The sequence below is a fragment of the Marinomonas sp. 63XJN7_7_ISO-PGPR-S23-202 genome (assembly GCF_056173505.1).
The window spans coordinates 3,156,563-3,183,323 of sequence record NZ_CM149677.1 but is presented as its reverse complement, the minus strand read 5'-3'; the positions used below and the strand labels follow the sequence as shown (position 1 = coordinate 3,183,323).

The following is a 26,761-nucleotide window of genomic DNA, read 5'->3' as shown; positions in this document are numbered from 1 at the left end:
AGCTGAAATCAATAAATTGACTATATTTAAATAAAGCAGAGCGAACCTGCTTATTAAGAATTACCCATCGAGGTGACGAGTATGAAAAAGGACTATTCCAACAAATTAGGCAAAAAAATGTCAGGTTATCATTCTGTAGGTAGGAAAAATCATGCGCGTAAGCCACTGATTACTGTTCTAGAACCTCGCCTGTTGTTGGATGGTGCGGCCGTTGCCACGGCAGTAGATGTGATCAGTGACGCTCAATTACATCATGATGCGACACAAACGGATTCTAATCATACCGTTACTGCTGATCGTCATAAAGACATCAGTAAATCTGTTGTCATTGCGCCCACCGAAGTCCGAGCCGTTGATCCTGCACAAAATAACGGCCGCAAAGAAGTGGTTTTTATTGAAACCAATGTTGCGGATTACCAAAGCTTGGTAAATGGCACAAAAGCGGGTGTGGAAGTCGTGCTGCTCGATTCTAGCCAAGATGGTTTGTCGCAAATGACAGAGTGGTCAAAAACTCATAGTGATTATGATGCCATTCATATTATTAGTCACGGTTCGGAAGGCAGTGTTAATCTTGGCGCACTGAATCTGGATCGTTCTGATATTAGCGGTCGAGCTTCAGATCTAGCGCAACTGGGCTCGGCATTGAATGAACAGGGGGATTTGCTGCTCTATGGTTGTGATGTGGCAAGTGGCGAAGGGCAAGCATTTATTGACTCCATCGCGCAGCTAACCCAAGCCGATGTGGCCGCGTCTAATGATCTTACCGGAGCGGCTGATTTACATGGAGACTGGGATTTAGAGTACCATCAAGGTCATATAAAAGAGGGGGCTGTTTGGGATAAAGCGATCTTAGATCACTATCACTCTGTGCTAACAACTGCAAGTTTTAAAGGCTTAGGTAACACAGACTCTGGTGGCACAGGGTTTAAATCATTAACAGACGTTAATTTAGTAGTGAATAATGCGGTATCAGTGGAAAATGGAGGGATGTACCTTTCCGATAGCGCTGATAATGATGCAACCATCACAATAAAGGCAGATGGTATAGATGCTGCCTCATTTGATGTGAGTAAAGTGATGGTATATAACTATGCTGATCCCACTGCACTAATCTTAGATTCTAGTTCCACAATTGTCTTTACAGATAAAGATGGTGCTGTTTTGCGCACCATGACGTTAAATAGCGACATATCAATAACTGGAGGTTCAGGTTCCCCCTCAAATCTTTTTACCTTATTTGATAATAATACAACCTCTGTGGAAGGGGTTGCGCAAATAGACTTCAATTTTATATGTAGTAATCCATCTCAAGTTCATCTGGCTGACCTAACATTCACCAGTATTACTTATGATAATGTGGTTGCCCCTTCCTCTGGACCGAGTGCTCCATCAACACCGGATTTGTCAGCAGCATCCGATACTGGTATATCCAGTACTGACAACATCACCAACGATACCACGCCGACCTTTACCGTTACTGGTGTCACCAGCGGAGCGACGGTTACGCTGTTCAACGACGCCAACAATAATGGGGTGGTCGATGCGGGAGAGACTCTTAAGACCGGAACTGCCAGCGGCACCAGCATCCAGTTGACCACCAGCTCGGCCCTGACCTCTGGCACCTACAACATCAAGGCTATCCAGACCGTCGGTGGGACCAACAGCGATGCTACTTCCGCCCAGTCTATAACGATTGATACAGCAGCGCCAACAGAGACAATTGCCTCAGCGACCTTTTCGGCTGATACAACGGCTAACGGCGGTACTAACAGCGATTTTATCACCAAGACGGCTGAGCAGACGGTCAGTGGCACCTTATCAGAGAACTTGTCATCGGGAGAGAGCGTTTACGTGTCCCTTGATAATGGGGCGAGCTGGACAGTGGCGACGGCGTCCGTGGGATCGAATACTTGGTCTTTAGCAGGACAAACGTTAACGGAATCAAGCACCTTAAAAGTTAAGGTGACTGATAAGGCTGGTAACGACGGAGAAGTTTATAGCCAAGCATATGTGCTGGATACAAGTGCACCAACAAAGACAATTACCTCAGCGGCCTTTTCGGCTGATACAGCGGCTAACGGCGGTACTAACAGTGACTGGATCACCAAGACGGCGAGTCAGATCGTCAGCGGTACTCTGTCGGCCAATCTTGCCTCAGGCGAAACTGTTTACGTGTCACTTGACGGCGGAACCAACTGGAGTGCTGCTACTGCCATAGTTGGGCAGAACACATGGACGCTAGCCGGACAAACGCTAACGGGATCTAACACATTGAAGGTGAAAGTCACCGACACTGCTGGTAACGACGGAGAAGTTTATAACCAAGCGTATGTGCTGGATACAAGTGCACCAACAAAGACAATTGTCTCAGCGACCTTTTCGGCTGATACAGCGGCTAACGGCGGTACTAACAGTGACTGGATCACCAAGACGGCGAGTCAGACCGTCAGCGGTACTCTGTCGGCCAATCTTGCCTCAGGCGAAACTGTTTACGTGTCACTTGACGGCGGAACCAACTGGAGTGCTGCTACTGCCACAGTTGGGCAGAACACATGGACGCTGGCCGGACAAACGCTAACGGGATCTAACACATTGAAGGTGAAAGTCACCGACACTGCTGGTAACGACGGAGAAGTTTATAACCAAGCGTATGTGCTGGATACAAGTGCACCAACAAAGACAATTGCCTCTGCGGCGTTTTCCGCTGACAGTGCGGTTAACGGTGGCTCCATTATCACCAAGACGGCTGAGCAGACGGTCAGTGGCACCTTATCAGCGAACTTGTCATCGGGAGAGAGCGTTTACGTGTCCCTTGATAATGGGGCGAGCTGGACAGTGGCGACGGCGTCCGTGGGATCGAATACGTGGTCTTTAGCTGGACAAACGTTAACGGAATCAAGCACCTTAAAAGTCAAGGTGACTGATAAGGCTGGTAACGACGGAGAAGTTTATAGCCAAAATTACGTACTTGATACGACAGCACCGACCATTACTTCGATTACTCGCCAAACTCCAAGTGGCTCCTCTACTGATGCGGACTCGCTGGTTTATCAAGTGACCTTTTCAGAAGCGGTTTCTAACTTAGATGCTAGTGATTTTTCCGTAGCAGGGACAACAGCAAGTGTGACGAGTGTTTCTCAAGTGAGTAGCAGCAATGTCTATAATATTACGGTATCGGGCGGGGATTTAGCGGATCTCAATGGCACAGTCTCTCTTGGTTTTTCTGGCAGTCAAAATATTCAAGATATTGCTGGTAATGCGATAACCAATACCACGCCCACAGGTAGTAATGATGCAAAATATGATGTTATTAATTCTCTGACGGTGACGACAGGCGATAACAAGAATGATAATGCCACTTTTTCTGATTATGCGACTGACCTTACTGATGGCGGTGGGTTGTCGCTGACAGAGGCCATGCATTATGCGTCGGCGAATCAGACTGTGGCGTTTAATCTAGCCTCTGACTTTGTGGATATGAATGGTCAAACTATCAACCTGGTATCTGGTGTGACACTCGATACTGACTCGATGAATGCTTTGACAATATCCAACGGTACATTGAATCTTCAGGGCAGCGCGACTGTGACTAATGGCGTTGGTGATTCGTTAACTATTGCAAGCATCATAACAGGTGATGGTCAAACTCTTACCAAAATGGGGGACGGCCGTCTTACCTTATCTAGCGCTATAAATAGTAACTCTTCTTTTAGTACCAATGTGACGGGCGGGAGTCTTTCCATTTCAGAAAATGGCAACCTCGGCTCGGGGGAGCTGACCTTAGATGGCAGCTCGTTAATTCTGCAAAATTCGTCCGATATCTCACATGACATCACTCTAGGTGCAAATGGGGGAACCATTACGGTTACTAACAGTGATGTGACTGTCAGTGGTGCTATTTCTGGTTCAGGCGCAATGACTCATACTGGAGGGCGTGCGTTAACACTTTCTGGAAACAATACGTTTTCTGGGGGCTTAACGCTCTCCGGAAGTGGTGGTGTGGTGGTGGCCGATGGTGGCAATCTTGGTAGTGGCGCTGTCACTCTGTCACAAGGATTAACGGTCACAGGCTCATCCATTGCTTTAGCCAATAATTTTGTATTCAACGGAGGTTCGATTACGAATGCGAATAATGTCACGATTTCTGGTGACATTTCTGGTTCTGGTTCGGTGGAAAAGGCAGGGGCGGGGACTTTACTCTTGTCTGGTGCTGGCAATTCTTGGTTTGGTGCCGCTACCGTATCGGCGGGGACGTTAAGTGGTACGACAGCAAGCTTAACAGGCGATATTGTCAATAATACGGCTGTCGTATTCAACCAAAACTCATCGGGTACTTACAGTAAGATAATCAGTGGAACCGGAACGTTTACTAAGTCTGGTTCGGGTGCTGTTACATTGACCGGAGAGAATACCTACACCGGTAATACAATCGTTTCTGCGGGGGAATTGGTACTCAATAATAGTAATGGCATGGCGTTGGCTGATACTAGTGCAGTGGCATTAACGGGTACAGGCAAATTAAGCCTTTCCAGCAACGAGACGATTGGTAACTTGAGTGGTGTTAGCGGAACCAGTGTTGATTTAGGTGATAATACGTTGACCGTTAATCAGACCAATAGTAGTTCGTTTGCAGGGGTAATGAGTGGTACGGGAGGGCTGATTAAGGCAGGAGCTGGTACACTAGCCTTGTCGGGGGGGAATACCTATACGGGAGACACGACGATTTCTTCAGGTGAAGTGTTTGTCTCTGGCGGTAGTGCTATTGCCGATAACAGTGCAGTAACGGTTGCTGCAGGTGCAACATTTGAATTATCTACTTCTACCTCTGAAACTATAGGATCCATTGCTGGTGCAGGCAGTATTGTGGCCAATGGCGGAACGTTAACGGTTGGTAGCAATAATACGTCAACGACTTTTGGTGGCGTTTTTAGTGCTGGTTCTTTGGGGGCTGCATTAGCGAAGGTTGGGTCGGGCACTTTAACGTTATCAGGCAATAATATTTATTCAGGGAACACAACAGTCTCGGGCGGCACCTTGTCATTGACTGGGTCACTGACTAATACATCAGAGGTTATTGTCAACTCAGGCGCAATGCTATCGGGGTCCGGCTCTATCTTTGCAGCAAACTCAACGAATACCTTAACTGTGAACAGTGGTGGCTTTCTTGCGCCGGGTGTCTCTGGCGTTAACAGTGGGTCAGGGGGGCTGACTGTTAATGGCAATCTCGTATTAAATGGCACTTTAAAAGCGGATATTACGGGGTCGACAGCTAAAACAGAATATGACCAAGTGACAGTTAAAGGTAATGTTACCTTGGGGGCGAACAGTGCTTTTGATATCGCTTATTCGGTGACCAGTAGTGGTAACACGTTTGAACTGATTGATAATCAAGGTTCGAGTGCGATTACAGGAACGCTAAATGGTGTCGCGGAGGGTGGGTCGTTAACCTCTAATAGCCATAGCTTTCAGACGAGCTATGTGGGTGGGACAGGAAATGATATCACGCTAAAAGATAATGCTGTCCCAGTGATTAGCGCTGTTGATGTAACCGGCAACCTAACAGAGGGTGGAGCGTTAACGAAAAATGGTAGTGTGACGTTTAGCGATGCCGATACGACCAATCGTCCTACGGCGACAAAAGCGGATAAATCCATTACAGCCAAAGCGCAAGATGGGACAACTGCCCTAACTCTAACGGCTGATCAAATTGCTGCTCTAAAAGCTGCTTTCAGCATTAGCTCACCCAGTAGTAATACCAATACTGGTACGGTCAATTGGAGCTTTAATATAGCAGAAAGTAGTATCGACTTTTTGAAACAAGGGGAAACCGTAACAGCGGTCTTTAGTATTATTGTTACAGACGACTTTAACGCAAAAGCCACGCAAGATGTGACAGTGACTATCACAGGAACTAATGATGCTCCCGTCATCACCTCAGGGGCAACAGGAAGTGTCAATGAAAATGCGCCGACCAGCACCGTGATCTACATGGCGACGGCGACGGATGCTGAAAATGATACCTTAACTTACAGTCTAACTGGTGCGGATGCCGCATTATTAAATATCAACCCCAGTACGGGCGCAGTCACTCTGAAAAGCTCTGCGGATTATGAGACGAAAAATACCTACAGCTTCAATGTTGTTGTTACCGATAACGGTACTGGCAATCTAACGGACAGCAAAGCGGTGACCGTTAGTGTGAACGATCTAAACGACAATGCCCCTGTGATTACCTCCAGCACGACGGGCAGTGTCAATGAAAATGCACCGACCAGTACGGTGATCTATCAGGTCACCGCGACGGATGCTGATGGTACGGTAGCAAATAATACTCTGCGCTACAGTTTGTCCGGTGCAGATGCGAATTTATTAGATATCAACGCCGTGACGGGAGCAGTAACCCTCAAAGCGTCGGCAGATTTTGAAACCAAGGCCAGCTATAGCTTTAATGTGATTGCGACAGATAACGGTACTGAAAATCTAAAGGACACCAAAGCGGTGACCGTTAGTGTGAACGATCTAAACGACAATGCCCCAAAGGTCAGCGCAAGCACCGCGACAGCAACTCTAGTGGAAGCCGGAGGTATCAATAACGCGACGCTAGGAACAAGTAAGGCTTCCATTACCTTAACTAAAGCAGATGTTGATACTGTTGGGACAGTCCATTACGACGCCGATTATCTTCTGAGTAATGGGTGGGGTACCACGAATGGTGGCTTGAGTTACTCAAAAGTAGGTACCTATGGTACGGCAACGTTAACACTGGCAACGGATACTATCAGTTATGAATTGTCTAATAGTAATAGTGACACACAAGCCTTGACTGTCGGGCAGTCAGTGAGTGATAGCTTTACTATTGAAGTGACCGATGGCAATGCGACGCAAACGACCAAGGCTGTATTTAACATTCTTGGTTCAAATGATGACCCTATTGCTTCTAGTGTGGTTGCCCCTTTAACGGTGATAAGCGGTCAGGCTTTTTCTCCAGTCACCTTGCCCGCCAATTTATTTAGAGATTTGGACAGCGGCGAAACGAGTAAGCTGGTCTGGCGTGTTGAGAATCTACCGACAGGGATGGTGTTTAACTCAGAAACACATACCATTTCAGGTAAGCCTGTAGGTGGATTTGAAGGAGTAATCACATTACAAATTATTGCAACGGATCCTCATGGCGCAGAAGTAAAAGTTCCCGTTACTCTAACAATTTCCCCTGCGCCAGTGATTGCGCCTGTTGTGCCGACAATTATTCCCACACCTCAAGCTGAACCGCAGGATACAACGGTAACTTCGTTTGATGCGCCAACAACGACTGTTACGCCATTACCTACAGGAACTATTTCATCAGATCAAGGCGCGAGTGGTTTTGCGGGAGTGCCGGTCATTCCTAATGCCAATATAAACACGATAGACAGTGGCAATATAAATGTGGGTAACACCGTACCAAACGCTATTGGTATTGGTCAGCCTGCGGCTGTTATATCGACATCCCGAGTTGCTGTGAATGTGGGGGCAGATGGACAGGTTCAAGTAACACCCGCATCTGGTGTAGCGGCAAATACGACAGGCTTAAGCATTGCCAATTTATCCACTCAACCAGATCGAGTCTCTATTGCCATAGCGGATTCAGGGTCGGCGAGTAACTACAGTGCCACATTATCAGATGGCTCGACTCTACCAAGTTGGGTGCAAGTCGATCCTGTCACGGGGGAAGTCTCTATGACGCCTCCACCAGGACAAGGAAAGATCTCTCTGAAAATTAATGCGGTGGATGCAAATGGTAATGCTCGTGTACTTGAAGTGGATCTGGATCTGGATAAATTGCCAACTGCTCCGCAAGGTCAGCAATCGACAGAGCCTGCACCAGCCAGTGCAGCAGGTAATGGGGTGACTTTTATGTCATTGGATGAGCAGTTAAACAAAGCGGCCGGTCAACTTGATGACTATGGTCGTGACTTAATAAAATTATTGGTGTCTTAAGTAAATTATGTCGGATCACGTTGTAGCGCAGCTGTTGCAAATAGAGCAACAGGTTAGGCGTTGTGAAACATTAACGGAATTGAGTTTTGTGATGGTCAATATGACCAAAACCCTCGTCCCTTATGAGCAAGCGGCCTATTTAATAGGCAGCGAGATTGAACGGCTAACGGTCAATGCTTTGAGTGATCTGTCATTGGTGGATCGAACCACGCCGTTTTGTGCTTGGTTGGAGCAAATTGCTAAGCGGGAGGACAGTCTTGAGTCAGCGGCCAATACGCATACAATAGATAGTGCGTCTTGGCCTGCCGAGTTAGCAAATGACCTGAGTGAGTTCTCACCCAATTATATGCTTTGGTTGCCGCTTTTTATCCCCTCTAAACCCAATCAACGAGTGGGTGTGCTTTGGCTGGCAAAATCTCAACCATGGTCGGAGAAAGAAATAGGTTTGCTGCAGCATTTAGCATCCAGTTATGCTCATGCATTGCAATTTTTTGTTTCTCGTACTGGTTGGCGTTATTGGACTAAGCGTTTTTTTTCTAAACGTGTGCAATGGATAATATTGACGGCATTGGTTGTCTTGAGTTTTGTGCCTGTTCGTTTAACCGTATTGGCGCCAGCTGACATTGCGGCCAAGGATCCTCTTTTAATCACCTCTCCTTTGGCGGGCGCTGTTAGTCAGGTTTTAGTGAAACCAGGGGAGCATGTGGTCAAAGGACAATTGGTCGTAGAGATGGATAAAACGGAATTTAAAGGGCGCTTTGATGTGGCTCAGCGAGAGTTGGAGCGAGCTCAAGCGGAATTAAGAACCGCTGAGCAAGCGGGTTATGTTGATCGTAAGAAAAAATCTGAACTGTCGCAGTTGGAGTCGCAAGTTGAATTAAAAACCATTGAGCGTAATTATCTGAAAACGAAACTCGCTCAAACGGATATCCTAGCGGATAAGGCTGGGGTGGCGGTGTTGGATGACCCAGATAAGTGGAAAGGTCGTCCTGTGGTGGTCGGTGAACGCATTTTATCCATTGCTGACCCAAATCATGTGCAATTAAATATTATGTTGCCAGTGAAAGATGCCATTTCACTGAGTCATGGTAATAAAGTAACCTTTTACTTGGATACGGACCCACTCAATCCGATCCCATTTAGTGTGGATTATTCGTCTTTTGAGCCAAGTTTAACACCTGATCAAGTGATGGCGTACCGGATTGTGGCGAATATTGAGGATCATCATCTTCCCCCAAGGATTGGCTTGCGGGGTACTGCTAAGTTGTATGGAAAAAAGGTATCGTTGGCTTACTACTTGTTGCGTCGTCCCATTACGTTTGTCCGACAACGCTTGGGGTTGTAGATGCTAGCCGATACGACGCATGGAGCTAAAGAGCTTCCACTGCTACGTCAAAATTTACGTTTAATGACGGCGTCTCCTGATGAAGATGGTGAACCTCGTTGGCAAATTTTTGACCCCCTTTCTAATAAGTTTTTTTTCTTATCTCGGACTGGTTTTTATTTATTTCGGGAATGGCGTCACGCGAAGACGGATGAAGAATTATTAGCGTCAGTGGAAGGTCGCGGGCTTGATATTGACCCGCATGAGCTGGACTTTTTTATTCGCTTTTTAGAACTTAACCATCTTATCGAGGTTCATACTAAAAATGATTTAGCACGCCTTCAGCAAGAGGTTGTTAAGCGTCAACAGCACGCTTTAATGTGGCTGTTGCATAACTATTTGTTTATCAAAATTCCTCTAGTAAGACCGGACTTGATTTTGAGTCGGTGTTTCTCAAAAATAAAATTTCTATTTCGACTGCGCTTGCATTGGATCGCTTTTCTATTAGGTGTATTGGGCCTCGTGATGGTGCTACGCCAATGGGATACCTATACCCATACTTTGCAAAACTTCTTTGATGTCTCCTCGATCATTTATTATGTGGGGGCCTTGGTTGTGGTCAAAACGGCCCATGAATTAGGGCATGCATTTGTCGCTAAACGTTATGGTTGCCGTGTGAGCTCCATGGGGCTGGCATTTTTACTGATGACGCCGATTTTATACACAGATACGACGGATGCTTGGCGCTTGCGTTCGCGATTTCAGCGGCTAAGTATTGTTACCGCTGGTGTACGAGTGGAGATCTATATCGCCTGCGTGGCGACCTTTCTATGGGGCATCGTACCGGATAGTGGCATTCGAAGTGTGTTGTTTTTTGTGGCGACGACCAGTTGGGTTTCATCATTGCTGATTAATACCAGTCCCTTTATGCGTTTTGATGGTTACTATGCCCTGTCAGATTTTTTGGGCATGGAAAACCTCCAGCCTCGCTCTTTTTTGGTGGGTAAGTGGTTTTTGAGAGAACGTCTGTTTGGTTTTGGTTTTGCCCCACCTGAGCCTTTAAATCGAAAGAAATGTTTGTTGATGGTCTCCTATGCTTGGGCGACTTGGGTGTATCGTTTTTTCCTCTTTATTGGTATCGCCGTTCTCGTTTATTACTTCGCGTTTAAGTTGTTGGGGATTGTGCTGTTTTTAGTGGAGATCTTGTGGTTTTTAGTGCTGCCTATTATCAAAGAAATAGGTATTTGGCTGAAGTTGAGAAAAGACATGACGATAAATAGAACCAGTATTGTGACCTTATGCTTCAGCCTGCTTATCCTAGGAGCTTTGCTGATACCTTGGCAGGGTCAGATAAGTGCGCCAGCGGTGGTTACTTTTGAACGCCATCAAACCTTTTATCCCAGTGAGCCAGCGAAAGTAGTGAACTGGCAAGTAACGCCGGATCAAAAAGTGAAACAAGGACAATTGCTTATCTTGTTAGAATCTGCCGCAGTTGAGCAAGATATTCATTTAACGCAAGTTAAATTAGATGCTTTGCAAACACAATGGCAGCGCGCTAGTTCAGGTGCCTCATCCAGTGATGAGCAATTAACCTTACAAACTCAACTATCTCGGGAGCAATCCCGTCTACAGTCGTTATTAGAGCGCCGGGAGAGATTAGTGATCCAGGCTCCTTTTAATGGTTATATTGGTGAAGCCTTATCGTTAAAAAAAGGCGACTATGTTAATGAAAAAATGCCCTTAGCGACCTTGTACGATGAGCAAAGTGGTATTGTGAAAGCCTATATTGATAGCCGCTCAGTGAGTCGCTTGAAAATAGGCAGTGAGGCGAGTTTTATTGGTAATGGTGGCACGCCGTTAGCCACTAAATTGGTGGTGGAAAAAGTGCTTCCTACAGCCATTACGCACCTTAATTATCCTGGTCTGTCCTCGGTTTACGGCGGCCCTATTGCTGCGCAGAAAATGCAGGACCAAATTATTCCAGATGCGTCCATTTATGAAGTTATTTTATCCTTCAAAGGTAAGTCGCCCATAACCCGGCAACAATATGGTCGAGTGGATTTGTCTGTTGAGCCAACCAGTTTCTTGGTGAATGGGTTGCGCTATCTTTATGGGATTTTTATAAGAGAGTCAGGTTTTTAGCGGATGGTGAAAAAGATGAGTGATTCCATTCAATGGGATGAAAAACAGGTCGATGCCATTGCGAGAGATTTGGCTCATTTACGCTTGAAAGTGGATGTAGAGTTAGTTCCTCGTTATCCGATGTTTTTAGATAAGGCCTATCCTTTAGGGCGTTGTAAAGAAATCCGTGATGAAATGTTTGCTCTTTTGCAGGAAGTATTACCGAAGGCGACTGAACATGGACTGGTGTTGATTCGCGAGGTGTTAACAAAAGGCGCAACATTGAAGAAAGTTTGGGGCTCCCTTCGCGATGAATATTTTCAGAATGCGATGGTGTTAGGTGATTGGTATATTGATGTCTCGAACGATACCGTTAACCCGAATAAACCTAGGGTTGAAATTCTTCCATTGGCCCAGTCTCGCTTCTCTAGCATTACTAGCTTTGAGCAATTTATTAAGATCGCACGATCTTATTGGGAGGTTGAGGTCTATCGTAATGATATTTGTCCGGCCTTATCGCCGTTTTTGCCACTGATGTATGTCGATGCAAAGGGTGGGTGCTGGATGGGGGAGGCGAATGACGACATGCTCTGTCTGGCAATGGATAGCCAGTTTCTTCTCTCTGAGCGTATTTTGACGGAGTTACCCGCCTTGCCAACTGTGTTTAGAAAACAATGGAAAAACAGCTTGGACTCAATAAATAATAACGAGTTTATCCATGGAGAAGGCCAGCCATTAGATTTTTGTCGAGCGTATCGTGAAAAGAAAAGGTATCTTGATATGTCTTTTCGAGACGGCGCTGTGATGGCGTATTTGTCTTTGCCTAAGCGTGTTAGTTAACTCTCTTAGGACTAAGCTCTCCAATAAAATGCATGTGATGGATTAGCGCTCTTGTGATAAGTTGATGTTATAGTGAGACCAGTGAGGGGGCGTTGGTAGGAAGGCTTATGCATCAAAGTGAAGAAGAGAAAATCGAGCTTGAGCATCAAGCGGCAAAGATTTTCATGCGCTGGTATGAGAAGAATACCGGTAAGCCTATTCGTCATATTTGGCACAATGAACCGATTCGACCAGATGTGTCCTGCATGCTGGAAGGCGAGCGCTTGGATCTTGAAATTGCCCATTTATATGGTTCGGAAGAAGAAGCAATGGCGATTCTTGGGCGGGAACTCACTGATAAAACTCGGCAGGCTATCAGAGATCTCGCCCACGATGAGGTCAATTCTCGATTATTAAAAGCGTTAAACCGTATATTAGAAAACAAATCCGGTAAGCGTTATGACTCAAAAAGAGTATGGCTGGTGATTCGTAATGCGCATCCAGCATGGAGTAAAAGTGAGATTAAAGCGCTTGAGCACCTCATTACTATTCCGGAACCCCATGCGTTTGAGAAAGTCTGGATTGTTGGGGATATGGAAGGCAAGACGGGGATTGTCAGGCTATACCCTTAAACCTCTTTGTGAAAAGAAGACGTTGTTAAGAGAAGACGCTTGGAAAGTGAAGCGTCTTTGCTATGTTTCAAAACGACCTAGCGGCGCTTTTCAATAAAGCGTAAAAAGTCTGAGGTATGTCTTTCTAGTCGTGCAAGTGTTTTTCCATCTGTTACCACTCCATCTGTAATGACTTGACTGACCGGTGAGATCATCATCTCATGGGACACGTGAATGTCCGATAAAATCGCATCCATAATCAATTTTATGTGAGCCTGAGCACGAGCGCCGCCCACAGGGCTATCCGCTTGCGTAATGATGGTGACAGGTTTGTCTTTTAGACAGGAATTAAACGCGGGACGAGAGGCCCAATCTAAGGCATTTTTCAATACCGCTGGAATACTGTGATTGTACTCTGGTGTACAAATGATAATGCCATCGGCATGTTCAATACTGTCCATTAATCCCACGACGCTTGCTGGTTTGTTTTTGTTTAGATCTTCATTAAAGAAAGGCAAGGTATCGAGTTTGGGGGTTTCAGTTGTATGGCCAGACAGTAAATTCTCAACAGATTTTAGTATCGCTAAGCTTTTGCTTTGGGAATGAAAACTCCCAGATAGTAATAGTAAGTTCATGTTTTTCCTACAAGGTGTTAGCTAAAGAGGGCAATCGTATTGATTGTTCGAGTATCTTCATACTTGCGTATAGCTACCATACCCTGAGGCATGAAGGAAAAGTCATGAGGAAAGGGAAATAAGTATGGAAATTTTGTCTGCTATTTCTTTTCTCTGTGCTTTTTGAACAAAAATAAAGCAATGGTCAATGCAAAAAAGACAAACAGAATGGTAAAGGCACCCAGTGCCATAACAGCTAAGTTCATAGTGGCTTCCTTAAGCGAATTTTTTACTATTCTAGCAGACTTCTTTTCTGTCTTTTAGTGTTCCGCTATTTGCTGGCTAAAGGTTTCAACCGCTTGCCAATCGGTGTAATCGATCACACTATTGGAGTCGGTTGGGCCTTTTGTCATCCACATAATCAGTTGGATCATGATTCGATCCAAAAATGCGTATTTTTGGTAATCCACTTTCCCTGCAAAAACGCTTAATAAGCTTGGCTGCCAATCTAATTCTTGCAGTAATTTTTGCAAATAGGGGTTGGTTTCAGGTGTGTTTTTATTGGCTTTGCGGGCCACGAGATTGACGCTAAAAAAACAGCAGATTTTATCGTCTAAGATGGCCTTGTTCGAACGGATAAACTCCACAAGATTCTTGCGATGTTTGCCATAACGAATACTGGCGCCAATAACGATTTTCCCGTATTGAATGAGCATTTCGGTTGTTGCTTGCTCGATAGCAAGCAAGTGTGTGCTATGGTCTTGTTGCTCTAGACTATGAGCAATGGTGTCGCAAATCTTAAGTGTATGACCGTCGACACTGGAATAAAGAATAAGAGTATTTTTCATGATAGTTCAGACCACCATATTGGCAAAATGTTCCATTCTTTTCATATGTGAGTGTGAAAAGAATAAAGAAAAACCACTTCAAGAGAGCGGTTTTTCTTTGCTAACCCCCTTAGCGCTGGTGGACACATTGCCCTGCGGAATAGGTCGCTTGAATCGCTCTATCATCGCCAAGGGTCATAAAGACAAACAAGTTTTCTTCAATGGATTGAGCAAGAGCAAGGCGTGATGTTAATAATGGCGTGGCTTTCTTATCCAGAATCACAAAGTCAGCTTCGCTACCGGCAACAAGATTACCAATCTTATCTTCTAAGCGAAGCGCTTTGGCCCCACCAAGGGTCGCAAGATAAAGCGACTTAATGGGGTTGAGGTTTTCATTCTGAAGCTGAACTACCTTATAGGCTTCATTCAGGGTTTGTAGAATGGAGAAGCTGGTTCCACCTCCTACATCAGTTCCCATGCCCACATTGACCTTATGCTCCTCTGCTTTGCTCAATTTGAACAAGCCACTACCAATAAAAAGGTTGGAGGTTGGGCAGAAGGAAATCGCTGAACCAGTTTCGTGCAGGCGATGGTATTCACTGTCACACAAGTGGATACCATGGGCAAACACAGAGCGCTCGCTTAACAGCTGGTTTTGGTCGTAGACATCCAAGTAGTTTTTACTGTTTGGAAATAAGTCTTGAACCCAAGCACATTCGTCCACGTTTTCTGAGAGGTGAGTGTGCATATAGACATCATTGTACTCCCCTAGCAATTTACCCGCCAGTTGTAGCTGTTCATCTGAGCTGGTTGGTGCAAAGCGAGGTGTAATCGCGTAGTGTAATCGTCCTTTATTATGCCAAGCGTCTATCAGTTCTTTGCTTTCTTGATAGCTGCTTTCAGGTGTGTCAGTCAGGTAATCCGGTGCGTTGCGATCCATCATGACCTTACCACATATCATGCGTAAGTTTTGTTCTTCACAAGCTTCAAAGAAGGCTTCTACTGATACTTTATGCACTGAACCAAAGACCAACGCGGTCGTTGTTCCGTTACGCAGTAACTCTTTTAGAAAGCGCTTTGCAACGTCGCTTGCATGGGCTTTATCAGCAAACTTGCCTTCTTCTGGGAAGGTGTAGGTGTTTAGCCAAGTCAGCAACTGCTCGCCATAGGAGCCTATCATATCCGTTTGCGGATAATGAATATGGGTATCAATGAATCCAGGAGTGATCAGACCATCGGGATGATGTTCAATCAACATATCGTGTGGCAGAGTGGGTAATAGTGTTTCTGCATCACCAACGGCGCGGATGGTATCGCCATCAACCACTAATAAACCGTCTGCAAAGTATTCGTAAGCGTTTTCAGTGCCTACTTCTTTTGGATCAGCAATACAGTGTACGATGGCGGCGCGCCATGCTTTCAATTGGCTCATTGTGTCTCTCTTAGGCGTTTTTCATTTGTTTGCGAATGGCCTCTATGCCCATTAGCACTCTTTCTGGTGTCGCAGGGGCGTCAATATCAGGATGGTATTGATAGTTTCCCACTGAGGCTACGGCATCCTTGATAGCACACCACGCGGCAATGCCAAGCATAAAAGGTGGCTCGCCCACGGCTTTAGAATGGTACACCGTATCTTCTGGATTTTTGCGACTTTCCACAAGGGCGACGCGTAAATCATTTGGCATATCCGCAATGGCAGGGATTTTATAGCTCGCTGGGCCACTTGTCATAAGACGACCTTGCTCATTCCAAACCAACTCTTCACTGGTGAGCCAGCCCATACCTTGTATAAAGCCGCCCTCAATCTGGCCGATATCGATGGCAGGATTTAATGTGGCACCTACATCGTGAAGAATGTCGGTACGAGTAAAGTGATATTCGCCAGTGAAACTGTCTACTAAGACTTCGCAGCAGGCTAAACCATAAGCAAAGTAGTAGAAGGGACGACCACTGGCTTTGTCTCGGTCGTAATAGATCTTCGGCGTTTTGTAATAACCTGTGCTCGATAAGGAAATCTGATTGACGTAAGCCATTTCTATTAAGCTTTCGAACGACAAGTAGGTTTCACGCACTCTGACTTGTCCGTTACGGAACTCGATTTCCTCTGGATGGACTCGGTAGTAACCCGCTAAGAAATCAATCAAGCGCTGCTTAATGGTTAGTGCCGCATTTTGTGCCGCTTTACCGTTTAGATCGGTACCAGACGAGGCCGCTGTAGGTGAGGTGTTCGGTACTTTCTCTGTATTAGTTGCGGTGATTTGGATTTTATCCGTTTCAACTTGAAACACTTCGGCTACGATTTGTTGAACCTTAGTGTTCAAGCCTTGACCCATTTCGGTTCCACCATGGTTTAGATGAATGGTACCGTCCGTATAAATATGGATCAGCGCTCCCGCTTGGTTGAGGAAGGAGTTAGTGAAAGAAATACCAAATTTCACCGGTGTTAATGCCAAGCCTTTTTTCAAAATAGGGCTCGTTGCATTAAAGGCTTTAATGGCTTCGCGACGTTCGTAGTAATCGCTGCTGGTCAACAGCTCGTCGGTGATTTCCGGCAGAATATTGTGCTCGACGATTTGGTGATAAGGCGTGATGTTTCGGTCTTCTTTACCGTAATAATTTAATCGACGCACATCTAAAGGATCTTTACCTAGCCTGCGGGCAATGGCGTCCATAATGTCTTCCGTTGGCACCATGCCCTGTGGGCCACCAAAACCACGGTAAGCCGTATTGGATGCGGTGTTGGTTTTACAGCGATACCCCGTAATCGTTGCATGCTCAATAAAATAGGCATTATCCGCGTGGAACATGGCGCGGTCGACAATGGAACCAGATAAGTCGGGGGAGTAACCACAGTTCCCGGCAAGGTCCATATCAAGCGCCAAAATACGGCCAGCATCGTCATAACCCACATCGTAGCGCGCATAAAAAGGGTGGCGTTTGCCTGTGATGGTCATATCTTCCATACGTGGCAGGCGCATTTTGGTTGGGCGTCCAGTGAGATGAGCCACCAGCGCGCACAAGCACGCAATCGGCGCGGCTTGGGTTTCTTTGCCGCCAAAACCGCCGCCCATACGGCGCATGTCCACCAGCACCTTATTCATGGATATGCCCAATACGCTCGCCACCAGCTTTTGCACTTCGGTTGGGTTTTGCGTACTAGAGTAGACAATCATACCACCGTCTTCGGTTGGCATAACGGAGGCGACCTGAGTTTCCAAATAAAAGTGCTCTTGGCCACCGATGTGTAGTTCACCTTGAAAGCGATGCTTGGCGTGTGCAAGCGCTGTGGCGCTATCGCCCAGTTTAAGCTGGTGACTTTCTTGAACAAAATGCTCTTTTTCTAGTGCCTCTTTCACATCCAAAATGGGCGCTAGAGGTTCATAATCAATCTTAATGGTTTTCGCAGCTTTTAGGGCGGCTTCGTGGCTGGTCGCTGCAACGGCGACAATAGGCTGACCATAGTATTCCACAAGTTCCTCTACCAGCAGAGGGTCGCCTTTTAAGACTGGTCCAACGTCCAAGTCACCGGGAACATCGTTTGCGGTGACGACTCTCACCACACCTGGCATGGTAAGGCATTCTGAGATGTCGATATTGGTCACTTGGGCGTGGGCGTAATCGCTGGTGCGCACATACACATGGAGTTGATTCGGAAACTCTAATTTATCATCTATGTATTGGGCTTCGCCACTAACGTGTTTGTCGCCACTTTCGTGTTTGATGCCTTTACCAACACCCGTTTTAAGATGGGTCTTAAACAAGGCTTCCAATTCGGCTTGGCTAAGTTGAGGGGCTGAATGATTAGACATGGGCCGTTACTCGCGTTGTCAGGTAATCTTGGGACGCTGTGGTGGTTTCAACAAAGTATTTGCGCAGCAGGTTTTGCGCGACCAGCTGGCGATACGCTTTGCTGGCACGAAAATCCGTCAGTGGGGTGAAATCTTTTGCGAGGGCGCTGCAAGCTTGCTCAATCGTCTCTTGTGTCCATGTTTGACCAACTAGGGCTTGTTCGCAATGTGTGGCGCGCTTTGGTGTTGGTGCCATGCCCCCAAAGGCTAAACGAGCATCCACCACTTTTCCGTCTGCCACCTGAATATTGATGGCCGCGCAAACGGCGGAAATATCATCATCAATGCGTTTAGAGACCTTGTAGGCTTTAAATACCGCAGCGTTTGGTTTAGGGATGATAATTTTCTCGATAAGTTCACTGGATTGGCGAACCGTCTTTTTGTAATCCAAAAAGTAGCTTTCCAGTGGAATCCGACGAGTTTTGTCTCCTTGCCTTAGCTGGATGTGCGCATCCAAGGCAATTAATAATGGCGGCGAATCACCAATGGGTGAGGCATTGGCGATATTGCCGCCAAGAGTACCTTGGTTGCGAATTTGTAATGAGGCAAAGCGATGTAGCAGTTCGCCAAAATCTGGGTAATGTTTTGCTAAGACTTGGTAGCAGTCAGTTAATGGGGACGCTGAGCCAATTTCAATATAGCTGTCTGTTTCGACAATTTGCTGCATGTCAGACACATTGCCTAAATAGATAAGAGTGCCGAGTTCACGATGAAATTGGGTGACTTCAAGGGCAAGGTCGGTACCGCCTGCCAGAAGGTGTGCATCAGGATGGTTTAGATAAAGCTCGGCAAGTTCGGCGGTGCTCGTTGGTAAATAGGCTTGATGTCCTTTGCCTGCGAATTGAGCGCCGCTTTGGGGGGCAATGGCTTGCAGTCTTGCAATGGTTTGTGCTTCAACGGCATCAAAGTGGTCTGACGGCTTGTTTGAGCAGCTTTGCTGGGCGGCGTCATAAATAGGGCGGTAGCCCGTACAACGGCATAAATTACCCGCTAAGGCTTCACTGGTTTGGGCGACATCGTAACTGTCGGCGTTTTTCTGTAGGGCAAACAGAGACATAACAAAACCAGGTGTACAAAAACCGCATTGTGAGCCGTGACAGTCCGCCATGGCTTGTTGTGTGCTGTGAAGTGTCTGCTGATGCTTTAAGTCTTCAACGGTAATGAGCTGTTTACCATGTAGAGCAGAGACAAAGGTTAGGCAGGAATTCACACTTCGATAGCGTAGTTTGCCATCAATAACCTCGGCTAAGACGACACTGCATGCGCCGCAGTCGCCAGAGGCACAGCCTTCTTTGGTGCCTGTTTTCCCCAGTGTGTTACGTAGATAATTTAACACCGTGGTGTTTGGATCCAGATTGTCTTCTTGGCGAAGCTCTTGATTTAATAAAAATTGGATCACGGCGTTTCTCCTGAAAATGGTGGCCATATCGGGTAAACTTTGACCGATAGGTTAATGTTTGTCAAACCTTTGTTGCTCATCATGTTTTTGCCCCAAAATGAAAAGGTTTGACACTATTTTGGGGCAGGTTTTTGGGACAGAGAGTAGGGCACTCACTAATCGTGTTTCAGCGAATAAAAATAGCGCGAAAATCATTCACATTGGTCAGTGTCGGACCGGTTACTAATGAATCATTAAGGGCTTGAAAAAAGCTATGAGCATCATTGTTTTTTAAGTAAGCGACAGGGTCGAGTTGCGCCTGAAAGGCTCGTTCTAGTGTGGTGTCATCGATGATGGCGCCCGCGATGTCGGCAGCACCATCCACACCGTCTGTGTCGGCAGCAAGTGCGGCAATGCCCGATCGGCTTTGCAAGCTAATGGCGAGTGATAAAAGGTATTCCACATTGCGCCCACCAATACCATTGCCTTTCATTGTCACCGTCGTTTCACCACCAGAGAGTAGTACGCACGGTGGCTTAATAGGCTGGTCAAAGGTGGCGACTTGTCGTGCAATGCCTGCCATCACCAGACCCACTTCGCGAGACTCTCCTTCAATGCTGTCTCCTAAAATAAGACTTGGAATGCCCCATTCTTGTGCGCGTTGGGCGGCAGCTTCTAAGGCCATTTGAGGCGTGGCAATCATGGTTGTCGTGCAGCTTGTGAGGCGTTTATCGTCTGGTTTTATGCTTTCATAAGCGCCATTCGATAGGTTATCTAGAATGGTTTGAGAAACAGGGATTTGATATTTCTCGATAATATTCAGGGCATCATGGCAGGTAGTCACATCGCCTACTGTCGGACCGGATGCAATGGACGGTAGGTCGTCTCCTGGCACATCGGAGATTAATAAGGTGGTGACTTTAGCTGGGTAACAGGCAGCGGCTAGCCGTCCACCTTTTAAAGCCGACAGGTGACGGCGAACCGTGTTCATTTCGATAATATTAGCACCGCTTTTTAGCAGGGCTTGATTGATGGCTTGTTTTTCTTCAAGACTAATGCCTTCGGCGGGGAGGGGCATCAACGCAGAACCACCGCCAGAGATCAAGACAATGACCTGATCTTCAGCGGTTAAATCCGAAACCGTTTCTAAAATACGTTTTGACGCAGCTAATCCCGCAGCATCGGGAACAGGATGTGCGGCTTCTAAAATCTCAATTTGCTTGCAAGGAACAGCATAACCATACCGTGTGACAACCACACCCGATAATGCATCCTCTGGATAGTTTTCTTGCCATACACCCTCTAAGGCTTGTGCCATCGCGGCAGACGCTTTGCCAGCACCAATGACAATGGTTCGACCTTCGGTTTTTTCTGGAAGGTAGCGAGGAACGCATTTATTAGGTTGAGCAATGTCTAGGGCGGCTTGGAACAGCGAGGTTAAGAATTCTTTTGATGAGAAGGTGTCCGATAGCGTCATAGTATAATCCCTTCTTGCAATAAAATTGATTATCTGATGTGTTGTACATAGGCAATTGCAAAAGACTAGCAATAAAAAGCCACCATCAGAAGGTTGTTTTTTTGTATGCAGGTTCTATACCAATGGTTTTGAGAGGATATCGCAAAATTACTGCGCTTGATAATTCAGTGTTAAAAAACGTCTCAAAATGCTCATTTATAGGCATAAACTCCGCTTTTTCGGCGATTTTTGCCTTGCCTTATCGTCGCTTCTACCTTTTGCGAATCCTCTTTAAAGGGTTAGGGGCGTTGTCGAGTAATTAGAATGGCAGGGAGTAAGACGCATAGAACGCCAACACCATCGGCAACAAAGTCGGCAAATTCACGATGACGGTTAACATAGGGTTGAATCATTTCAATGGCACCGCCCCAGAAGAGAATAAACAAAGCCATTACAAAAAAACGCTTTCGAGAACCAAACACACAGAGAAATGACCATCCTGCAAACCCCAGAATATGATGAAGCTTATCCGTACCGGGCACTGGTGGGAGTTCATCCATGGGTGTGAGTGTGGCAATGCTAATCATTACCCAGCCTAGAAGGAAGCCTATCCATTGTACTTTAGTCGATTGCCAAACAGGCTGGTTGCGAGTTTCCACGATGCCTTTCCTAGGAGATGGTTCTTGCCACGTTAATCAGTAAAATTAGCGAAGAATGCGCGCACGAATATTACGACCTTTGATTTTCTTATTTGCCAATTCTTTCACAACACGTTTGGCTTCACGACCATCCACAGAAACATAGGCGTGAAAATCAAAAATATCGATCTTGCCTACCTGGGACTTATCTAGACCAAGGCCCGCCGTTAGCGCGCCAAGGATGTCACCAGGACGAAGTTTATTCTTACGACCAGCATCAAACGCGATGGTGGCTTTTTCAGGGACAAGACGATAACTCGGATCCGCTGCGTCTAGGTCTAAGAAGTTTGCCGTGATACCAAAACGTTCCTCAATATCTTTTACTTTGTAATCTTCTTTATTGGTCACAAGGTTAACGGCTATGCCGGATGCCCCAGCACGACCTGTACGGCCAATACGGTGGGTGTGCACATCGATATCACGAGTGGTGTCGTAGTTCACTATAAGGTCGATTTCTTTTACATCAATACCACGCGCGGCCACATCGGTTGCGACCAATACACAGCTGCTTTGGTTACTGAATTTGACGAGAACCTGGTCACGTTGCTTTTGTTCCAGGTCGCCATGAATGGCCTGTGATGCGACTTTATGGTCATCCAACCAATCCGCGACCGCTTGAGATTCCGCCTTGGTATTACAAAAGACAATCACTTGGCGTGGGGTGAAATGTTGTAGTGTCGCTAGTAGAGTCTCGCATTTATCTGCATTTTCACTGCGTACGAAGAACTGCTCGATATTTGGCTTTAGACTTTCTTGCTCTTCAATCTTAATGGAGACAGGGCTTTTCTGAAATTCGTGACTTAATTCCGTAATGGTATCACCGTAAGTGGCGGAGAAGAGTAGCGTTTGGCGGTTAGTTGGTGTCAGTTCGACCACTTCGCGAATACTGTCCACAAAGCCCATATCCAGCATACGGTCGGCTTCATCTAATACTAACGTGTTGAGTGCATTAAGTTTCAGAGTGCCTTTACGAAGGTGTTCTAGCAAGCGTCCGGGTGTACCGACAACAATGTGTGCTCCATGCTCCAATGAACCAATTTGTGGCCCAAATGGCATGCCGCCACAAAGGCTCAATACTTTGATGTTGTCTAAATAACGTGCGACTTTGCGAATTTCTTTTGAAACCTGATCGGCAAGTTCGCGTGTTGGGCACATAACTAGGGCTTGAACCCCAAAAAAGCGAGGGTTAATTTTCAATAATAGACCAATTGCGAAAGCTAAGGTTTTACCGCTGCCTGTTTGTGCTTGCGCTAGAATGTCTTTGCCATCGATCATAGGTGGCAAACTTTGCTCTTGAATCGGTGTGAACGCAGTAAAGCCCATGTCAGAAAGCAGGGCGATTAACGGACTAGGAAGGGATAGGTTGGAAGAATGAGAAAATTGGGTCACAAAAGGCCTGTCTACATCAGAAATAAATTATCTGCAAACAATAGCAGAAATTGTTTTAAATTGCTGTTTTTTGCAAATAATTACGTGTCTCAATATGGTCTTTTATGTAAAGTACTAAAGAAATGTGCCAATGAGTTTTAAATTGCTGTTTATTAAAATGAAACGTCATTGATGTTGTGAAGGGTAGGGAATTACTTTTTAGGTTTGTAGATGAATGCTTGCTATTCAGACCTTACCTAGTCTGTTTTATTCTGGTTGGCTGAATTGTATAGAGGAGAGAGGTTGTTTGAACTTAATATTAGCTTGCAATGCTCGAAATGGTGAAGAATGTTCGATTCAAAACGCCATTTAAAGAGTTCATATTGGGTAATATCTTGCTTAATTGTTTTGTGCGGTCTGGTGGTGTCCTGTACAAACTACTTTTATGAATTAGAGCAATCTAAAGTAAGTCAGTTTAAGGCTGGTCAGGTATTTGTTCAAAAAATCTATTTCGCTTTGGAAAAAAAAGGCATACAAGTGTCTGCCATGGTGTCGTTTATTCAGTCCTTGAATGGGCCTATGAGTCCTGAACAGTTTGACAGCATGACGGCCAGCTTGCGCAGTGAGTTCCATAGCCCCAAAACCGTATATTTTTTCTCCAAATATGTTGGACAAAAGAATAAGCTGCAGTATGAACGGCAACAGAGAAAGTTCATGAAGGACCCTAATTTTGCTATTACACCACCTGGCAACCGTCGTGAATACTTGCCCCTGACATACACTTCGCCAAACGATTTCCCTCTTGGGTATGATCTCTTTTCGCCTTATTTTACAGACCGTGAGCAGAATATATTGGCCCGTAATAATCATGGTTTGTTGCTGTCCAAACCGACTTATATTGGCTTTAATAAAGGCCCAAATGAACAGACGCTCGCGCCTAATGCTCTGTTGATACATCATTCCATTTATCTGCCGATCGATTTGAGAGGGGATAACTTCACTGATGACAATGGATTTTATGGTGTTGTGGGTTTGCATGTGAAGATTAAGAACTTTTTGGGAGGGCTGGGTGCAGGCTCGAATGGGTTAGCTTTTCGTATTATAGATACGACAAATAATAAGGCACCAGGTATTCCTGTCTATGATAGTGAGAGTGGGAGCGATTCTTCGTTCTGGCAGAAAGACAGATTCAATCGCTACTCTTTTTCCTATGGTGGTCGTCAATGGCAGATCGATACCTGCCCATATCGACCTAATCATGCCATTAATTGGTTTCGGGTATTTTTACCTTTATTGGTTTCTTTGTTATTGGCTTTTTTGATGGGCTCTTATATTAGAATGTTTTATTTCGCCTACAAAAAAAGTTTGCGCTCCATTAGCCATCGTATTGAAACGGATGAGTTGACAGGGTTATCGAGTCGTTATCATGTGCAAAAACAATTCGACTATTTACTGACTGAGTGTAAAGAAGACTCGTCCAAATTAGCTGCATTATTTCTGGATCTGGATCATTTTAAAACCATTAATGATGCATTTGGACACGAGACCGGGGATAAACTCCTACTAAAAGTATCACAACGTTTGACTTCGGTTTTACCTGATAATGCGTTGGTTGGACGGTTGGGGGGAGATGAGTTTTTGGTGCTGATTCAGTTCAAGGAAGAAGAAGATGGCTTTTCTTTCGATAGCATGTTGAAAGAAATGATTCTCCAGCTTAGCCAGAGTTACTTCATTGATAACCGTAACTTGAATATTGGCTGCTCCATTGGGGTAGCGTTTTATCCAGAAGATGGAGAGGACTCGGAAACCTTAGTGAAGAAGGCGGATATGGCCATGTACCAAGCTAAGTTGGCAGGTCGTTCTTCGTTTCGCTTTTATGATAAAGAGATGGGGGCTCAGTTTGCCCGCAATGTACGCATTGAGAATCGATTAAGACGTGCTTTACGACATGAATTTTTAGAACTGCACTTTCAGCCTAAGGTAGACCTTAAAACCGAGCGCTGCGTTGGTATGGAAGCATTAATGCGATGGAATGATGAAGAGTTAGGGGTGGTATCGCCTGCTGAATTCATTCCAGTAGCAGAGCAGACGGGTGTCATTCTTTCTCTAGGGGATTGGGCATTTGAACAAGCCTGTCGTCATATCGTGCAATGGCAACAAGAAGGTCTCCAGGTTCCGCCTATCGCGGTCAATGTTTCTGCTGTTCAGCTAAAACGTCCTGAATTTTTAACGAAGCTTTTGGGGCTGTTAGACAAATATAATGTTTCACCATGTTCACTGGAACTTGAGGTTACGGAATCGATCTTAATTGAAGATGCTAAAGGCTGTGCTGAATTATTGAGGCAGTTAAGCCGCTTGGGTATCAAGTTGTCGATTGATGATTTTGGCACAGGGTATTCAAGTTTGAGCTATCTAAAAGACCTGCCATTTGATTGCGTAAAAATTGATCAAGTTTTTATCCGGGACATGATTGAAGATCAAAGTCACGCCGCTTTGACAAAGGCGATTATTCGTTTGAGTCATGATTTGAATTTGCAAGTCATTGCCGAGGGGATAACGAATCAAGCTCAATTAGAGTTGTTACGCGAATACGGCTGTGATATTGGGCAAGGTTATTTGTTCAGTAAAGCGTTGGGCGCCAACTCCATGGCAAATGATCCGATGATTATAGCCTTGAATCAACGTCAGGGTGATAGTGACCATTGAGTCGCTGTCATCCCAATGTAGACGAGATGGCGTAGACATTGCGATTTATAGGAGATGATTCGTACGGTTAATATGCTCTTTTAATAACTGCCAAAATTGGTTCAGGTTCGGGTTTGCGTTAAAACGTGATCGATACAGGCGTATTTCGAGTGGAATATGCCAGTTTTCTTCTCCCGCGAGTGCGACTTTCCCATAATTAAGTGTGTCAGACATCAACCTTTTCGGAATCCAGCCTATCCCATAACCTTCTTTCACCATGGCTTTGACACTAATGGCATGATAGTTCTCATTGAGTGTTTGCAGCTGTGGAACATCCCTTTGACGTTGTAGGTGGTGAGTAATAATTGGCTGTAAAAAGGAATTTTCATAATAACCAATATAAGGGAGTGGCTTGCGTCTCATCCCAGGTAAGCGAAACTTTGGTTCGCCGTTTGTATCGGTGGCACTGCATGGAATCAGTGTTTCTTGGCCAATAACCAAGTGCTCATATTGCTCTTCATCTAGTGCGCGAATAAAGTTGATGGCAGGATGCCAATAACACAGCATCAGGTCACATTGCTTATTCACCAATGAATTAACGAAGTCGATACCAAGCCAAGAGCTGGATTTCATATTAACGTCCATGTCCATATTGATGTTGTTGCAAAAGGGTTCAATGGCGTCTTTATAAAAGCTCAAAAATAGCGTTTGTGTCGAAATAAAACGAATTTGTGACTCTTCTTGCTTGCGAATCTCTTGGCAGCGCTCTTTTGTATCACGCAACTGGCGTGTAATCAGCTCCGCACTTTGTAGAAATACTTCCCCTGCTGGTGTGAGCGAGAGTGGAAGCGTATTACGGTCGATCAGAGTGACACGCATCTCCTCTTCAAGTAGCTTAATACGGCGACTGAAGGTTGGCTGAGTAACGTTTTGCTCATCGGCTGCACGGGAAAAGTGCCGTGTTTTTGCCAAGGCAATAAAATCTTCAAGCCATCTTATTTCCATGGGTGACCCCCATGGGATGTTGGTTGTCGA

The 26,761-nt window shown here is 45.6% G+C and carries 15 protein-coding genes; 6 read left to right on the top strand and 9 right to left on the bottom strand.

Annotation, left to right across the window (positions count from 1 at the left end):
* Nucleotides 1-81: 81 nt before the first annotated feature.
* From AC0VYG_RS14755 to AC0VYG_RS14735, 5 genes are all read left to right on the top strand, one after another.
* Nucleotides 82-7,977, top strand: coding sequence for a DUF4347 domain-containing protein (locus tag AC0VYG_RS14755; RefSeq protein ID WP_475428723.1), 7,896 nt, complete (start codon nucleotides 82-84; stop codon nucleotides 7,975-7,977).
* Between the two features lie 7 nt (nucleotides 7,978-7,984).
* Nucleotides 7,985-9,322 carry an efflux RND transporter periplasmic adaptor subunit gene (locus AC0VYG_RS14750; RefSeq protein ID WP_475428722.1) on the top strand — a complete coding sequence of 446 codons (1,338 nt, stop codon included), beginning with the start codon at nucleotides 7,985-7,987 and terminating at the stop codon, nucleotides 9,320-9,322.
* Entirely contained in the window at nucleotides 9,323-11,443 is a 2,121-nt protein-coding gene (locus tag AC0VYG_RS14745; protein WP_475428721.1) for an efflux RND transporter periplasmic adaptor subunit, read from the top strand.
* A 15-nt stretch (nucleotides 11,444-11,458) separates the two neighbouring features.
* Nucleotides 11,459-12,262, top strand: coding sequence for a hypothetical protein (locus tag AC0VYG_RS14740; RefSeq protein WP_475428720.1), 804 nt, complete (start codon nucleotides 11,459-11,461; stop codon nucleotides 12,260-12,262).
* 107 nt (nucleotides 12,263-12,369) lie between these two features.
* Nucleotides 12,370-12,873, top strand: coding sequence for a hypothetical protein (locus AC0VYG_RS14735; protein ID WP_475428719.1), 504 nt, complete (start codon nucleotides 12,370-12,372; stop codon nucleotides 12,871-12,873).
* A 77-nt stretch (nucleotides 12,874-12,950) separates the two neighbouring features.
* Here the strand turns inward: AC0VYG_RS14735 and AC0VYG_RS14730 are convergent, their stop codons facing one another.
* The 8 genes from AC0VYG_RS14730 to dbpA form a co-directional block, all read right to left on the bottom strand.
* Nucleotides 12,951-13,487, bottom strand: a complete 537-nt coding sequence (locus AC0VYG_RS14730; RefSeq protein WP_475428718.1) for an NADPH-dependent FMN reductase — start codon at nucleotides 13,485-13,487, stop codon at nucleotides 12,951-12,953.
* A gap of 299 nt (nucleotides 13,488-13,786) precedes the next feature.
* Complete coding sequence (hemG, locus tag AC0VYG_RS14725) at nucleotides 13,787-14,314, bottom strand: menaquinone-dependent protoporphyrinogen IX dehydrogenase (RefSeq protein ID WP_475428717.1); 528 nt, start codon at nucleotides 14,312-14,314, stop codon at nucleotides 13,787-13,789.
* A gap of 109 nt (nucleotides 14,315-14,423) precedes the next feature.
* Nucleotides 14,424-15,725 (bottom strand): guanine deaminase, encoded by a 1,302-nt coding sequence (gene guaD, locus AC0VYG_RS14720; RefSeq protein WP_475428716.1) that lies wholly within the window; start codon nucleotides 15,723-15,725, stop codon nucleotides 14,424-14,426.
* A 10-nt stretch (nucleotides 15,726-15,735) separates the two neighbouring features.
* The gene (gene xdhB / locus AC0VYG_RS14715; protein ID WP_475428715.1) at nucleotides 15,736-18,102 is read right to left on the bottom strand and encodes a xanthine dehydrogenase molybdopterin binding subunit; all 2,367 of its coding nucleotides are present in this window, start codon (nucleotides 18,100-18,102) and stop codon (nucleotides 15,736-15,738) included.
* Nucleotides 18,095-19,540, bottom strand: a complete 1,446-nt coding sequence (gene xdhA / locus AC0VYG_RS14710; RefSeq protein WP_475428714.1) for a xanthine dehydrogenase small subunit — start codon at nucleotides 19,538-19,540, stop codon at nucleotides 18,095-18,097. The genes xdhB and xdhA overlap by 8 nt, the downstream gene beginning before the upstream one ends.
* Before the next feature lie 166 nt (nucleotides 19,541-19,706).
* Nucleotides 19,707-20,996 (bottom strand): glycerate kinase type-2 family protein, encoded by a 1,290-nt coding sequence (locus AC0VYG_RS14705; RefSeq protein ID WP_475428713.1) that lies wholly within the window; start codon nucleotides 20,994-20,996, stop codon nucleotides 19,707-19,709.
* Nucleotides 20,997-21,274: 278 nt separating this feature from the next.
* Nucleotides 21,275-21,634 (bottom strand): VanZ family protein, encoded by a 360-nt coding sequence (locus AC0VYG_RS14700; protein ID WP_475428712.1) that lies wholly within the window; start codon nucleotides 21,632-21,634, stop codon nucleotides 21,275-21,277.
* Nucleotides 21,635-21,679: 45 nt separating this feature from the next.
* On the bottom strand, nucleotides 21,680-23,062 hold the full coding sequence (dbpA, locus tag AC0VYG_RS14695; RefSeq protein ID WP_475428711.1) for an ATP-dependent RNA helicase DbpA: 1,383 nt from the start codon (nucleotides 23,060-23,062) through the stop codon (nucleotides 21,680-21,682).
* Nucleotides 23,063-23,389: 327 nt separating this feature from the next.
* On the opposite strand from dbpA, the gene AC0VYG_RS14690 reads away from it, so the two are divergent.
* On the top strand, nucleotides 23,390-25,747 hold the full coding sequence (locus AC0VYG_RS14690) for a bifunctional diguanylate cyclase/phosphodiesterase (protein WP_475428710.1): 2,358 nt from the start codon (nucleotides 23,390-23,392) through the stop codon (nucleotides 25,745-25,747).
* Nucleotides 25,748-25,792: 45 nt separating this feature from the next.
* On the opposite strand, the gene AC0VYG_RS14685 is transcribed toward AC0VYG_RS14690, so the two are convergent.
* Nucleotides 25,793-26,731: a LysR family transcriptional regulator gene (locus tag AC0VYG_RS14685; RefSeq protein WP_475428709.1), complete on the bottom strand. Its 939-nt coding sequence runs from the start codon at nucleotides 26,729-26,731 to the stop codon at nucleotides 25,793-25,795.
* Nucleotides 26,732-26,761: the final 30 nt, after the last annotated feature.

What these genes read in the sequence shown, in the direction of transcription:
- AC0VYG_RS14755 (WP_475428723.1), top strand. Translation starts at nt 82, where the DNA reads ATGAAAAAGGACTATTCCAACAAATTAGGCAAAAAAATGTCAGGTTAT.
- AC0VYG_RS14750 (WP_475428722.1), top strand. Translation starts at nt 7,985, where the DNA reads ATGTCGGATCACGTTGTAGCGCAGCTGTTGCAAATAGAGCAACAGGTT.
- AC0VYG_RS14745 (WP_475428721.1), top strand. Translation starts at nt 9,323, where the DNA reads ATGCTAGCCGATACGACGCATGGAGCTAAAGAGCTTCCACTGCTACGT.
- AC0VYG_RS14740 (WP_475428720.1), top strand. Translation starts at nt 11,459, where the DNA reads ATGAGTGATTCCATTCAATGGGATGAAAAACAGGTCGATGCCATTGCG.
- AC0VYG_RS14735 (WP_475428719.1), top strand. Translation starts at nt 12,370, where the DNA reads ATGCATCAAAGTGAAGAAGAGAAAATCGAGCTTGAGCATCAAGCGGCA.
- AC0VYG_RS14730 (WP_475428718.1), bottom strand. Translation starts at nt 13,487, where the DNA reads ATGAACTTACTATTACTATCTGGGAGTTTTCATTCCCAAAGCAAAAGC.
- hemG (WP_475428717.1), bottom strand. Translation starts at nt 14,314, where the DNA reads ATGAAAAATACTCTTATTCTTTATTCCAGTGTCGACGGTCATACACTT.
- guaD (WP_475428716.1), bottom strand. Translation starts at nt 15,725, where the DNA reads ATGAGCCAATTGAAAGCATGGCGCGCCGCCATCGTACACTGTATTGCT.
- xdhB (WP_475428715.1), bottom strand. Translation starts at nt 18,102, where the DNA reads ATGTCTAATCATTCAGCCCCTCAACTTAGCCAAGCCGAATTGGAAGCC.
- AC0VYG_RS14705 (WP_475428713.1), bottom strand. Translation starts at nt 20,996, where the DNA reads ATGACGCTATCGGACACCTTCTCATCAAAAGAATTCTTAACCTCGCTG.
- AC0VYG_RS14690 (WP_475428710.1), top strand. Translation starts at nt 23,390, where the DNA reads ATGTTCGATTCAAAACGCCATTTAAAGAGTTCATATTGGGTAATATCT.
- AC0VYG_RS14685 (WP_475428709.1), bottom strand. Translation starts at nt 26,731, where the DNA reads ATGGAAATAAGATGGCTTGAAGATTTTATTGCCTTGGCAAAAACACGG.